Annotated in this window: 12 protein-coding genes; 8 read left to right on the top strand and 4 right to left on the bottom strand. The window is 57.4% G+C overall.

What is annotated here, in order from left to right; translation table 11 throughout:
* Nucleotides 1-208: 208 nt before the first annotated feature.
* The 4 genes from BUA38_RS17565 (at nt 209) to BUA38_RS38465 (ending at nt 5,144) form a co-directional block, all read left to right on the top strand.
* Nucleotides 209-1,447, top strand: coding sequence for a molybdopterin-dependent oxidoreductase (locus tag BUA38_RS17565; protein WP_072819615.1), 1,239 nt, complete (start codon nt 209-211; stop codon nt 1,445-1,447).
* Between the two features lie 13 nt (nt 1,448-1,460).
* A complete protein-coding gene (locus tag BUA38_RS17570; RefSeq protein WP_072826199.1) occupies nt 1,461-1,793 on the top strand; it encodes a c-type cytochrome in 333 nt (110 codons plus the stop codon).
* Nucleotides 1,794-2,259: 466 nt separating this feature from the next.
* Complete coding sequence (locus tag BUA38_RS17575; protein WP_072819617.1) at nt 2,260-4,590, top strand: amidase family protein; 2,331 nt, start codon at nt 2,260-2,262, stop codon at nt 4,588-4,590.
* Between the two features lie 419 nt (nt 4,591-5,009).
* On the top strand, nt 5,010-5,144 hold the full coding sequence (locus BUA38_RS38465) for a hypothetical protein (protein WP_276328132.1): 135 nt from the start codon (nt 5,010-5,012) through the stop codon (nt 5,142-5,144).
* A 313-nt stretch (nt 5,145-5,457) separates the two neighbouring features.
* Here the strand turns inward: BUA38_RS38465 and BUA38_RS17585 are convergent, their stop codons facing one another.
* The 3 genes from BUA38_RS17585 to BUA38_RS17595 all read right to left on the bottom strand — a co-directional run bounded on the left by BUA38_RS17585 (nt 5,458) and on the right by BUA38_RS17595 (nt 7,454).
* The gene (locus BUA38_RS17585) at nt 5,458-5,886 is read right to left on the bottom strand and encodes a VOC family protein (RefSeq protein ID WP_072819620.1); all 429 of its coding nucleotides are present in this window, start codon (nt 5,884-5,886) and stop codon (nt 5,458-5,460) included.
* The gene (locus tag BUA38_RS17590; protein ID WP_072819622.1) at nt 5,883-6,065 is read right to left on the bottom strand and encodes a hypothetical protein; all 183 of its coding nucleotides are present in this window, start codon (nt 6,063-6,065) and stop codon (nt 5,883-5,885) included. Before BUA38_RS17590 ends, BUA38_RS17585 begins: the two co-directional genes overlap by 4 nt.
* 186 nt (nt 6,066-6,251) lie before the next feature.
* Complete coding sequence (locus tag BUA38_RS17595; protein ID WP_072819623.1) at nt 6,252-7,454, bottom strand: MFS transporter; 1,203 nt, start codon at nt 7,452-7,454, stop codon at nt 6,252-6,254.
* 1,487 nt (nt 7,455-8,941) lie between these two features.
* Here BUA38_RS17595 and BUA38_RS17600 point away from each other — a divergent pair.
* From BUA38_RS17600 to BUA38_RS17615, 4 genes are all read left to right on the top strand, one after another.
* A complete protein-coding gene (locus tag BUA38_RS17600; RefSeq protein WP_172806041.1) occupies nt 8,942-9,799 on the top strand; it encodes an MlaA family lipoprotein in 858 nt (285 codons plus the stop codon).
* An 85-nt stretch (nt 9,800-9,884) separates the two neighbouring features.
* Nucleotides 9,885-10,424, top strand: coding sequence for a hypothetical protein (locus tag BUA38_RS17605; protein ID WP_156898556.1), 540 nt, complete (start codon nt 9,885-9,887; stop codon nt 10,422-10,424).
* 159 nt (nt 10,425-10,583) lie between these two features.
* The gene (locus tag BUA38_RS17610) at nt 10,584-11,159 is read left to right on the top strand and encodes a DUF1330 domain-containing protein (RefSeq protein WP_072819626.1); all 576 of its coding nucleotides are present in this window, start codon (nt 10,584-10,586) and stop codon (nt 11,157-11,159) included.
* Nucleotides 11,160-11,202: 43 nt separating this feature from the next.
* The gene (locus BUA38_RS17615) at nt 11,203-12,117 is read left to right on the top strand and encodes an FAD:protein FMN transferase (protein ID WP_072819628.1); all 915 of its coding nucleotides are present in this window, start codon (nt 11,203-11,205) and stop codon (nt 12,115-12,117) included.
* On the opposite strand, the gene BUA38_RS37545 is transcribed toward BUA38_RS17615, so the two are convergent.
* Entirely contained in the window at nt 12,101-12,448 is a 348-nt protein-coding gene (locus BUA38_RS37545) for an EF-hand domain-containing protein (RefSeq protein WP_072819629.1), read from the bottom strand. The genes BUA38_RS17615 and BUA38_RS37545 overlap by 17 nt on opposite strands.
* Nucleotides 12,449-12,619: the final 171 nt, after the last annotated feature.

Consider the following 12,619-nt stretch of genomic DNA (forward strand, 5'->3'; position numbering starts at 1 on the left):
TCTGGAAATGAAGCGCTTGGCTTGCGTTTCACCAGACGAAAAACCGTGACCGCGAAGGCGGACCAGCACTCGCGAAATCGTACGACAGACGGGTCTTGCAGGCAGTGCACTAAGCTCTAGCGCGATAGACCAGGTGAACTCGGCTGTCGTTAAGTCTGTCGCTGCGGACTAGGTTTGGCCGTATACGGGCACAGGACAGGAGCAGCTGATGCGCGATCACGACGTGCAATCATCGGTGCTGACGCGACGGCGCGTGCTCGGTGGAATGGGAATTGCCGGCCTGGCGCTAATGTCCTCGCCCGTATTAGCGCAAGAGACGGTCGATCTGCACGTGCCGGGCGGTCCGAGTACGCGCATGATCACCACATCCTATCCACAAAAGGGCCGAATGATCCTGCAGCGTTCGAGCCCGCCATGGCTCGAGACGCCCTTCGAAGTCTTCGACAAGGGCGTGTTCACCCCAAACGAGCAGCATTATGTGAGCTGGCACTGGGCGACTTTTCCAGGCGACATCAATGTGGATAGCTTTCGTCTTACGGTGCACGGACAGGTCAATCAGATCCTTTCGTTATCGCTCAAGGATATTCTACAGAGCTTGCCAAGATTCGATATCGCCGCGGTCAACCAATGCGCCGGCAATTCACGCATCTACGCCGTACCACGCGTTGCCGGCGCTCAATGGGCAGATGGTTCGATGAGCAACGCGATCTGGACCGGGGTGCGTCTTAAGGATGTGCTTGACCGTGCCGGTGTAAAAGCTGGTGCCATTCAGGTCCGCTTCGGCGGCCTGGACGAGCCGGTGATTTCGGGTGCACCGAAGTTCCTGAAGTCACTCACCATCGATCACGCTCGCGACGGCGAGGTGATGATCGCTTTCGCCATGAACGGCGAGCAGCTTCCATTGCTGAACGGATTTCCGCTGCGGCTCGTTGTGCCTGGCTGGTGCGGAGTCTATTGGATCAAGATGCTGAACGACATCGAAGTGCTGGATCAGCCCGACACCAATTACTGGACAGCGACCGGTTACCGCGTACCCGATACGCCGCACAATTCCGTCAAGCCTGGCGATACCGGATTCAAGATGGTGCCGGTAACCCGCAACGCTCCGCGGTCGTTCATCACCAACATCCGCGACGGCGACACGGTACCGGCGGGGACGCCAGCTTCGGCGCAGGGCATCGCTTTCGGCGGCGATTGCGGCGTTGCCCGTGTCGACCTGTCGATCGATGGCGGCAAGACTTGGCAGCCGACCCAGCTCGGGGCCGATCAGGGCACATACGGCTTTCGGCAATGGCGGACTCACTTCACGCTGTCTGCGCCCGGCGCGCACACCCTGATGGTTCGTTGCATCAACACCAAGAATGAGGCGCAGCCCGATTTCCGGATATGGAATCCGGCTGGCTACCTGTTCAATACCATTGAAGCGACCCATGTGGTTGCGGCCTGAAGAGGAACAAGAAATGCTACGTGCAGTCCTCCCGATGCCCGCCGTTCTGGGTCTGATTCTGTTATTGCATCCCGGCCATGCCGCAACGATCACCACATTGAAGTCGCTGAAGCTGGATGTCCCCACCAGCGACGCGATGTTCCCCGCCGGTCCAGGATCGGATGCGATCAACAACAACTGCCTCGCCTGCCACTCTGCCGACCACGTGCTGAATCAGCCTTCGTTGTCCAGGGAAGCCTGGCAAGAAGTCGTCAACAAGATGATCACGGCCTACAAGGCTCCTGTCAGTCCTGACGACGCCAAAGCGATCGTCGACTATCTGGTTCGCACCAAAGGCACTTCATAGGTCCGGTAACGCAAGCGCTCAGCAACAGCACCTCGCACCGCTAGACTTTAACGAATCGAAATGGGCTCGCTATGAAGAACCTTGGAATCAGCATTGTAGTGCTGGCAACGGTCTTCAAGGCCGATCCGAACCGCACCCGGCGCTTTTGACCTCACGAACCCAGCAATTGCTTCAGGGACAGAATCGACGACGCCCTCTCGGACAACCGATCCCTTCTCGTTCACTACGCAGATCGACGTCTGCTTCAACGACACGTCAAGTCCAACATAGCATTCCATTGCACCTCTCCATCGTTGCTGGGGCCACATGAGGCTGGCCCCTCTATTCCCTGGAGAGCTGATTCCTATGTCCTTGTCTGGCTCGATCCCGGAATTACCCCATGTTGCAAAAGCCTTTTTGAGGTGACACACGGAATTTTCTAGGAGCGCTGATGCGTTTTGTGTAAACAAATGTGAGGGACCCCGTGATGTTGGATCATATCAAAGACCACGAGACGGCATTCCGGCTGGAAGAAGCGACTATTAGCGAACTGCATGAAGCGATCCGGGCCGGCAAGACCACCCTTGTCGAAGTGGTTCAGCGATACATCGATCGCGCGCGTGCGTATAACGGTGTTGCCTGCCTTTTGCTAACGGAGAACGGCGCCAATGTCCCGGAGGCGAAAGGTGCGGTTCGCGCCCTTGCACCGCTGCAATTTCCGACCGAGACGGTAAAGGCATCGACGATCCTTCCCGATCTCGACAGGTACAATGGGCCGCCACTTGAGTTCGGCCGCATGGAGCCGACGGCATCGGACCCCGACGTGTACCAGCAATATGGGATGATCGTCGGCAAGCCGAATGCGGGCCAAGTAAACGCGATCGGAACTTTCAACATTCGCGGCGAGCGCTCGGTCACCTGCAAGGGAGACTACGATCTTCATCCCTCGAGAGGACCGTTGCCGAAGGGTGCTCCACCGGTCTGTGAATTCTTCCGCAAGCAACCGGACGCATTGGAGCGCGCGGCCGAGCTTGATGCGCAGTACGGACGAAATCCCGACCTCGAGAGGATGCCTATGTACGGCGTTGTATTCTCGTTCAAGGACTCGTTCGACACGGCCGATATGCGCTCAACCGGCGCAGGTGATGCCGCCTACGATATCGATTTCCCGGCACGGGACCATCTGCTTGTCCAGCAATTGCGCAGCAAGGGCGCGATAATTTTCGCCAAGGCGATCAACACGGAGTACAACGGCCGCGCCGGCGATCCCGGCGGGAAAAACCATCCGGAGAAAGTGCTCGCCTCGACACTCGGGTATCAGCGCGGCAGCTGGGGAGGCAATGCGGTCAATCCCTATGACACCGCGCGCGCCGCTTCCTTGGGTTCAAGTTCAGGGTCCGCGCTATCGGTCAGTACTAATCTCGTGATGGCGAGCCTCGGCGAAGAAACCCGCGCCTCGTGTCGCGGTCCGTCAAACCACAACGCGATCGCGCTTATTCTACCGCACAAGGCGATGCTTGGTTTTAATGGTGGTGCGATCGGTGCCGACGTGCATTGCGACCGCACCGGCATTCATGCCCGTACGATTGTCGACTGTGCCAAAATCCTCGATGCCCTGAAGGACGCGGACAACGGCTATTACGATGCGCGCGATCCGTTTACGACAGTGCCGCGGTCCTCGGTGCTCAAGGGACCTTACGCCAGTCATGCCAGGATGCCGGGCAACGCCGGCGCCCTGGCCGGCATGCGGATCGGGGTTATTCGCGAATCAATGGTCTATCCGAAGGGCTCGAAAACCGAACAGCCGATCGTGATGGCAGCGGCGCGCGAGATCAAGGAAATGCTCGGCGGGAAACTCGGCGCGACGCTCATTGAATCCAGTCATGCCTTGTGGGAACGCGACCCTGACCTGGAGGTCATGGCTGTCGACTATACCCGTGCGCTGGCGCAGCTTATTCCGCTGATCATGCCGGACATCCTGTTCCGGCTCGACAGCAGAGGCCAACCGCTCTTCGGGGAGTTTGCCGAGGCGATCGTGCCGACCGAGTTCTTGCCTGGTAAGGTCTTTGGCAGCGGCACCATGCAACCGATCGATTACTGCGTAGCCATGGCCGAAGGAAACATTCCGCCACCGTCCAACCTCGACATCCGCACGATTCAGCAGCAGGAGCTGTCGAACACATTCAGGTACCATATCTCGCAATATCTGATGCGTCGCACGGATGATTGGAGGGAGAAGGGCTTTCAGGAAACGCTGTCGGACTGGAAGGCTCTCAATGCAAGATCAAAGTTCTGGGGTGACGATCAGCGCGCGGCATTCAAGAATTGGGAAGAGGTTGCCGATCCACGTAACAGGCTCGACGGACGCCAGGGCGTCAACGAACGCATCATGCTGCGCGAATTGCTGCGCCGCGCTGACATGATGGTGATATTGGAGAACAAGCTTGACGCACTGGTACGCTTGCACACGCCCTGGGCGCCGGGGTTGATCGGACATCCGCATCAATACGATATCCCGTCGAACCTGACGCCGGAATCGCTGATGGGGCCGAACGCCGGCTTGACCGAAGTTCTAGTCCCGGCCGGCTATGTGAAGGTGACCTACGATCCGGTGTTCAAGCTCAGCGACGACGGCAAGCGCTACGTATCGGCAGCATCGGATGTACCCACAGAACTTGCGGAGCCCGGGCTGCCGTTCTCGCTCGTATTCCGCTGCGAGCCCGGCAAGGAAGATATCATTCTGAAAGTCGCGTCGGCCTATGAGGCCGCTTCAAAGCGGCGTATTCCCCCGCCAGCGTTCGGCCCAATTCCGGCCTGATCATCGGGTTCGGAACCAGCCTCAGTAGTGGTTTGCGCATTCGCTCGCACAATGGCTTCACCATCACTATCCCTCGGTTTAAGTCTTCAGTACACAGCCACGAGTTCGGTGTTAGAGCTGATGAGCTTGCTGCTCAAGCTAACTGTGTTATTAAGGCGGCCCACAATCAAGGAATATTGAGTGCCTAAAAAAGCAAAGAAGACTGTCGTGCGTCGCGAATACACCAAAGCCGATGTGAAGGAGTTGCGTGCTCACTCAAAGGCGAAAACGCCCGTCGTTAAAATTGCGAGGCTTACAAAACGTAGTGTGGGCTCGCTGCGGCAGAAGGCGCTCAAGCTAGGGATTCGTCTAGGCCACCGACGCTAGGTCCGATTCCACCGGCTCACCGACGATATAACCTAGCAAAAGCGGAAGATCATATGACGCTGTTCAATAAGGTTTTCTCGACGAGGACGCTATTGCAGATCATCTGCGTTCTGGGCACAGTCGTCGCGATGAAAGCTTTGAGCACGCATTATGATTTCAGCTGGGCAACAGCGTTGGCGGCTGAATAAGAAAAGAGTTCCGACCGTCACTATGCCAGCATAGCCGTCGTGTCTTCCCGTTCGCGAGCATCCTGGCACTCTCTGATTTCAGCGCCTTGCCGACTTTGGGCCGCGGAAGGCCGTCCCTTACTTCAATCTGCTTGGGCGTTTGACGCTCCCGACCCGCTGCTTCACGAAAGCTGATACCGCGGCGATATCGAGTGTGCGACTGCTCTCGGCTGCACCACAGCGACAACGCGTTCGCCCCACCGCGCATATCCGAAGGTCGGATTCCTATCCCGATGGTACAAGCCGAGGCGCTCTAGAGATGGTGAACACCAACTCAGAAGGGACTGGGGTCGTGTTCGCCGAAGATCCCGCGGGCCTTCTCGACGAACTCGATCAGATTGCCATCGGGGTCGCGGACGAAGATCGTTCCGATACCGAAATCAAGCGGCTGGTCAGTAGAGCTTATCGGTCGGTGTTCGCTTTGCCGCACGTCGGACTGGAAGGGAATATAGCCATGCTCGAGCAATCGAGCGACGACATTCTCCAACCGGTCGACACGCAATGCGACATGCCGCGCCGGGTCGTCAGTGTCGTCGCCAGCACGGGTACGCTGCATAAGGTGGATCAGGCATCCCTGGTCGTGTCCCAGCCAGTTGGATTTCTGCGGGTGAGGAACAAGCCCGAGTACGCCAACGTAGAAACGCTGCGCGCGATCGAAATCCGCGACGCGCATGCTGACATGCTGAATGCCGGCGAGCCTCATCTTCCGTTTTCTCCGGGGAATGCCGCGAATTGGGCGGCTAGAAAGGCCGGATTCTCGTTCGGCAACCCGTGCTCGGCGGTATCGCCAATGAGGTCAATCGCGAGGCCTAGCGTCATCGCGGGTCCTACTAGAAGCGGTATGACCAGCGCGCTCAAATAGACGATCGCAAAACGTTTCATCTAACCTCCGGTAGCGCAGATGACAACCGCAGCTGGATGAGGCCGTTCCGGGCAACCGCTGGCAATCAAAACTAGCGGAATCGGCTGAAGAACGCCATGCCTGCGCATCCAATGCTGGTATGCGGCTCGGCACTCTTCCCGCGGCGGGGAAACAATAACCAACTTCTTTCCATGAGTGATAGTGTTTCAGGCATCCGCCGATCGCGGTACGCTTCGATCGCCTTTGCCCTCGGCTGTGACTGCCAGCAGCCATACGGCAAACCCCGCCAGAGCCAGCCCGCAGCCGACCCAGCCGGTCGATGTCCATCCGTAACCGGCAGAGATGGCGAGGCCTCCCAGCCAGGGGCCGACCGCGTTTGCGGTGTTGAAAGCCGAATGGTTGAGTGCCGCCGGAAGAGCTTGGGCTTCGCCCGATACATCCATCAGCCGTGTCTGCAGCACAGTTGCGAGCGCTCCGCCTAAACCGATCAGAAATGCATCGATTGTCACGGTCCAGATGTTCAACGCTGCCCAGGGGAATACGGCCAGCGCGACGGAACTCCAGAGCAATAAGCCGCCCGCCGTCGGCATGATTGCGCGATCGGCGACCCGCGGCACGACAATATTGCCGATGGTCAGGCCGAGTCCGAACGCTGACAATACCAGCGGTACGAAGGCAGGCGAAACGTGCGTCACTTCCATCAGCGTTGTTGCCGTGTAGGTATAAACCGCAAACAGGCCGCCAAAGCCGATGGCGCCGATTGCGAGCGTGAGCCAAACTTGGCCGCGCGTCAGGGAATCCAACTCGCGTAACGGGCTTGCCTTCGGGGCCGGGTGATCGACGGGCGCGAACCACGCAACCATTGAAAAGGCGACAATGGCGAGAACCGTGACGGCGCCGAAGCTCCAACGCCAGCCGACCGCTTGTCCCAGCCAGTTCGCGAGTGGAACACCGATCACGGTCGCGACCGTCAGGCCAAGGAACATCTTTCCGACGGCCTGAGTCCGCTTGTGGAATGGCACTAGCGAAGCCGCCACCACGGCTGCCGCACCAAAATAGGCTCCATGTGGGAGACCGCTCAGGAAACGGAACACCAGTAGCCAGTGATAGCTGGGCGCGAACGCGCTCAGTGCGTTACCAGCGGCGAACAGGGCCATCAGCAACAGCAGGACGTTGCGACGCGCCAAGCGAGCTGTCAGCACAGCGAGCACGGGCGCACCGATCACCACGCCCAACGCGTACATGCTGATAACATTTCCGGCGGTCGGTTCATCAATCCGCAGATCGGGCGCGAAAAAGGGCAACAGGCTCATAGTTGCGAATTCAGTAGTGCCGATCGCAAATCCGCCCATGGCCAACGCGAACAGGACAAGGCCGATCCCACCGGGGGCGGCATTCTGCTTTTCCATATCTTTCCCGAGTTCTTGGATTGTCGATTTCGAGCGCCCTAAGGCTTGATCGAGTGAATGGCTCGATCCGATGACGGCGGCTCGATCATTGACGGTCGCGGCCTGCCAACTCCGTGCGAAAAGTGCTGAAGCGTTAGGCGATCAGTGGTCACGAATCCGATAGCGGATGTGAGTGGATGCTTAACGCAACTATTTCATACCTCCAGCACGGCTCGAGCACTTGTCATTTGCGGGAGTGAGTCCTGACAGGGGCAACTGACCGAGAGGAGGCTCATTGAATTCCGTGATATCAATCAAATAGGCACACATGCCGGTAACTTCAAATAATGCCTGCGTGATGTGCGCGTTACGTCCCGGCCAATCAATCGCTATCCTCAGTGCGCAGCCCTTTGCCTTGGATCGGGTTCGCGGTTGGACTACGCGAAAACCGTAGCGGAGGTAGCATCCGCGTTTTCCCTCTAACCGAGCGTTGGTCGCCGCAATCCAGCGGTTCCAGGCCCTGCAAGCGCGCTGAGCTAAATACGAATTTACTTTTCGCTCGCAATTGCATTCTTACATTCCAAATCATCCGCAGAAATCGAAGGATTTAAAGTCGAGTAGGCGAGAGCTTGCCTCGGTCGCAATCGTCATGTTGGGAACGGCCATCATGTATTGGGGCTAGTGGCATTTCAGCACGCCGTCATGGTTACGCGGATCGGAGTCGAGCTGTGAAGACGCGCATGACGATAGCCGCCGTGTCGGCATGAACGGTTTGGATGATTGCATACCCAGATGACTGGAGCGAACGTGGCGACGAGGTCCAAGAGCATTGTTGAAGATTTCGAATCGATCCGCCGCAATCTGAAACGGCTTGAAAACCAACGCGCCCTAAGCTCGCCGGTACAAGCCGTCGCCGTTGAAGAAGACAGGACGGAGGGGCGGACTAGCATTTCGCATCTGTGGATCAGCGGAAAAATATAAACGTCGCTGAAGCCGCCGACGGATCGTCCGAATTGCGCTTGCTCACGCTAGGTTCGGATCGGTGCATTTCTGCAACGTTACAGAAACACGCTCCCTGACTTGTCAGGTGGAGAAATTGTCCGATCCTCGTTTCTCTATAGGCAAAACCGATACGACCTTTGCTTACACGTCCTTATAATTCAGCGGCTTTTCAGAGGCTGGACATCATTCGCAATAAAACTTTGACCAGTGTGAGCCGCTATAGCGCTGATCGGTATCTTGTCTTAGCAAACGTCTGCGGCTAAGCACCGCTGGTGCTGCCTTGGGTAGAACATAAACTCAGGCCCGGCATTCTTGACGAGAAACGGTGTAATCGGATCTACAGTAACACTTGCTTGAACGCGCTTTGGCGGTCCCAATTCTTGCGTAATCCTAACGACAGTACATCTGAGTTCATCAGTCTTCCACCTCTAGCCCTCCCGGTGGGAAATGCCAAAGTTGAATTGTTTGGGGACACGACGCAGATGTATCGGTGCTGTTCTTGCGGTGTGCTGGTGCGCAAAACTAGAGCCAGGCGAAAGCAGTGTTCAACGGCACCAGGGGTGACCGCTTCTCTATTTCACGGAACGTGCGCGCTGTTGCTCGGCGTAGTCCTTTCCGCTTCCGCCTTCGCGCAGGAGGTGTGGAATCCGTACAGTCGAGAGCCGCGCGATCCGATCGAGCAGGGGCGGATCGATAGCGCCAACGATCCAGCCGAAGCTGTCAATCGCAAGATCTTCGAAGCCAACCGGGCTTTCGATAACGTCGTCCTAAAGCCGGTTGCCCGGGCGTATCAGGGTTTCTACCCGAAGGTGCGTGAAAGCATCCACAATGTTGCTGTCAACGTCGGAGAGCCCGTTGTCCTCGTCAACGATGTTCTGCAGGGCAATATCGGACGGGCGCTGAATACGACGCAGCGCTTCGCGATCAACACAACGGTCGGCGTTGTCGGTATCAACGATGTTGCCACGACGTCGGGCAAACCACACCACTATGCGGACCTGGGCCAGACTTTCGGCGTGTGGGGAATAGCACCCGGACCGTCCGTGCAAATTCCGATCCTCGGCCCATCCAACCTTCGCGACGCATTCGGCTTGGCCACGACGAGCCTTGCCGGTACGTACGCATTCCAAGGCGCGATCGCGAGCGTCGTCCCGTATGCTCAGATGGGAGCAACCGCCGTCGATGATATCGACTACCGCTCAAAAATGCTGCCGAATACCGATGCGTTGGAAAAGTCATCGCAAGACCTTTACTTGTCGATCCGGTTGATCAAGGCGCAGATGCGCGCCAGGCTCGTCGAGGAAGGCAAGGCGGGGCGCGTGTCTCCCGACGATGCGAGCAGCGACAGATCCGCAGGCAATTGAGTTCGGCGAGGAAGCCGTGTCCTGGAAAAGCAATCAACGCAGCTCGTTCGACTGGATTTCACATTTGGACGATACACTTTGATCCTTGCGAAGGCAGATCAGAAAGAAATGGATGGCACGTATGTTTTCACGATGTAGCGTCTTGCCAACGCAGAAGATTGTACTTGCGATTGTGTTGTTGCTCATGCCGGCCTCCACGTTCGCACAACAACACGAGGTGGGCGCTTTCTCTCGATTTGCCGGCGATTGGTCAGGCGAAGGTACTGTCAAGACATCGGCGGGCAGCGAGCGCATTCGCTGCAAGGCGCACTACACGGTCACGCCGGATGGAGCGTCATTGGAGCAGGCCTTGCGTTGTGCGAGCGATAGCTACAAGCTTGATGTCAGAACCAAGGTCGCGGCAACCGGACCCCGATTTGCCGGCAAGTGGAACGAAGTCTCTCGGGATACGATCGGCAATATATCCGGATCGATTACCCCCATGGGAATCCGGGGCAGGATCGACGGCATCGGCTTCACCGCGGACCTCGCAATATTGATTCAGGCCAATCGCCAATCGGTCACGATCGACCCGGAAGGAGCAACCGACATCTCGCAGGTCGCGATCACGTTGACGCGAATATAGAACCAGCGAATTATTGCGCTTCCGCTTTCGTTGTAAAACGACGATCTAACTCTGGATCCATCCTGCTGGGGTCGCGGGCTGCTCCGCGGTTGGCAATCGGCAGAAAGCCGGCTCCCCGGCTTAGTCGAGACAGGATCGGTCTTTCCCGGTGGAGGCGAGATGATTCAAAACAATTTCCGTAAGCTTGCTTTGGTTGTCAGCGTGGCTTTTCTTGCAACTGCCTCGCAGGTCGCGGCTCGCGGCGGTCATGGCATGCGCGGGTTCGGTGGAATGGGTCATCGCGGCCTGTCCAGCGGGCTTACTTCTCTCACAATCACTCCAGCTTACGTCATTATAAACGCTTCGAAGATCGAAGATGAAAAAGCCTTCAGAACTGCAACCGACGATCTGAGTTCGACGGTCGCCACTTTTTCCGGCCGAATTGTAGCCGACGTGGACAAACCGCTTTCCTGGGAGGGAGACGCGCCAGTGCACCTCCTTATGATCGAGTTCAGCACCAGTGATCAAGCACAGGCCTGGAAGGATTCAGAAGCGTTCAAGAATTTCGACGCGGCCGGGCACCGAGGCGCGGAACTTCAAATTGAGCTTGTTCAGGGGCTGCCCGTCCCGGCCAATAGCGAGACGGCCCGTGCAGGGCGCGGTCGCTTCAGAATAGACCAGCGGGCATACGAGCCAATTGTGAAAGAATATGATCAGACGCTGAGTAAGATGCACGGCATCTGCAAGGGATGTTGAAAGAAGCGCTGAGCGAGCAAACTAATCCGAAAGTCATTCATGGATGTTGACGCTTCACCATACATTTTTTTCAATGGGAAGCGATTGCTCAATTCACCTCTGTGCAGACAGTAAAGCAGCATGCGATAAGTTTGCCGAGGCCGCTGAAGCCGAGGTTGTGCGGATTGAAAACCGGTATTCGCGTTATAGGGCCGACAGCGAGTTATCGCGAATTAATGCCGCGGCAGCCTGCGGCGACAGTATCCGGATCGACGAAGAGACCAGCAGTTTAGTCGCCTACGCGAAGGCGTGTTTCGTCAAGAGCGACGGGGCGTTCGATATCACATCGGGAATACTTCGAGCCGCGTGGGATTTTTCGACCTCGATGCCACCGAATCAAGCAGCGATAGACGCTTTGCTGCCGCGGATTGGTCTCGACAGTATTACTGTCTCAGACGGCTGCCTTCACTTTTCAAGGCCTGGTCAGGAGCTAGATTTCGGCGGGCTCGCGAAGGAATTCGCGGCCGACCGTGCAGCAGAGGCTTGTGCTGCCCTTGGCGCACAACATGGTTTTGTCGACCTCGCGGGAGATATTCGCGTTATCGGCCCCCAAGCGGATGGACGTCCATGGATTGTTGGAATCCGACATCCACGAGCAGCGGGCACAGTGATTGCCGAGGTCGCGTTGACGAGCGGAGCTCTTGCAACCAGCGGAGATTATGAACGCTATATTGACTACGAGGGACGGCGCTATTGCCATATCCTGGACCCCCGCAGCGGCTGGCCAGTGCAAGGCCTTTCGTCAGTGACCGTTATCGCCGATCGCTGCATGGTTGCCGGCAGCCTTACCACGATCGCGATGCTAAAAGGGCGAGAAGGGCCGAGCTGGCTCGGGCAGCTCGGTATCCGGCATATTGCTGTTACCGACGAGGGAAAGGTCTGCGGAACCGAACCTATCGAAGTTAGGCGCTATAGTTGACCAGGGTGCCTGGCGGGCTGTTTGGAGAGATGGTCGTTGGGTTGATTTGGTTCAGGGACTGAAGGCTCGCGATGGCGGAAGCAGATGATTGTGAATTGCCAGCCGCGCTTCCCCCAGCGCGTAGCGACGCCATCAGCTGCGACATCGTTGACACGAAGTTCTGCTTTGAGACCGCTCCGCTACCGGATGGATCCAGTGCCGTCCAAATCGCTCCCGCTCCCTGTTTCTGGAAAACGGCTGGAGGATTCTGGGTCTGAAAGGCTTGACCGAATTGGGCTTGCGTGATCGAGCCGGAGCCGGCCGTATCGATTGAATCGAAGAGATTGGACATCTTCTGTTGCGGAGGACCGCTAGAGCTTGCACCGGATACTGAGTGCAGTCCAGTAGCCGACGCGATGCCTGAAATGTCCATTTGGAAAAGACCCTCGGAAATCTCGATCCCGCTATGTTCGTCGACATAAGTAAAGATTTAACCAAGGTCGCTGCCGAATTTGCGCAAGCT

This window comes from Bradyrhizobium erythrophlei, assembly GCF_900142985.1.
GTDB lineage: Bacteria > Pseudomonadota > Alphaproteobacteria > Rhizobiales > Xanthobacteraceae > Bradyrhizobium > Bradyrhizobium erythrophlei_B.

Coding starts and splice junctions, on each gene's coding strand:
- BUA38_RS17565 (WP_072819615.1), top strand. CDS start 209: ATGCGCGATCACGACGTGCAATCATCGGTGCTGACGCGACGGCGCGTG.
- BUA38_RS17570 (WP_072826199.1), top strand. CDS start 1,461: ATGCTACGTGCAGTCCTCCCGATGCCCGCCGTTCTGGGTCTGATTCTG.
- BUA38_RS17575 (WP_072819617.1), top strand. CDS start 2,260: ATGTTGGATCATATCAAAGACCACGAGACGGCATTCCGGCTGGAAGAA.
- BUA38_RS38465 (WP_276328132.1), top strand. CDS start 5,010: ATGACGCTGTTCAATAAGGTTTTCTCGACGAGGACGCTATTGCAGATC.
- BUA38_RS17585 (WP_072819620.1), bottom strand. CDS start 5,886: ATGAGGCTCGCCGGCATTCAGCATGTCAGCATGCGCGTCGCGGATTTC.
- BUA38_RS17590 (WP_072819622.1), bottom strand. CDS start 6,065: ATGAAACGTTTTGCGATCGTCTATTTGAGCGCGCTGGTCATACCGCTT.
- BUA38_RS17595 (WP_072819623.1), bottom strand. CDS start 7,454: ATGGAAAAGCAGAATGCCGCCCCCGGTGGGATCGGCCTTGTCCTGTTC.
- BUA38_RS17610 (WP_072819626.1), top strand. CDS start 10,584: ATGATTCAAAACAATTTCCGTAAGCTTGCTTTGGTTGTCAGCGTGGCT.
- BUA38_RS17615 (WP_072819628.1), top strand. CDS start 11,203: ATGTTGACGCTTCACCATACATTTTTTTCAATGGGAAGCGATTGCTCA.
- BUA38_RS37545 (WP_072819629.1), bottom strand. CDS start 12,448: ATGTCCAATCTCTTCGATTCAATCGATACGGCCGGCTCCGGCTCGATC.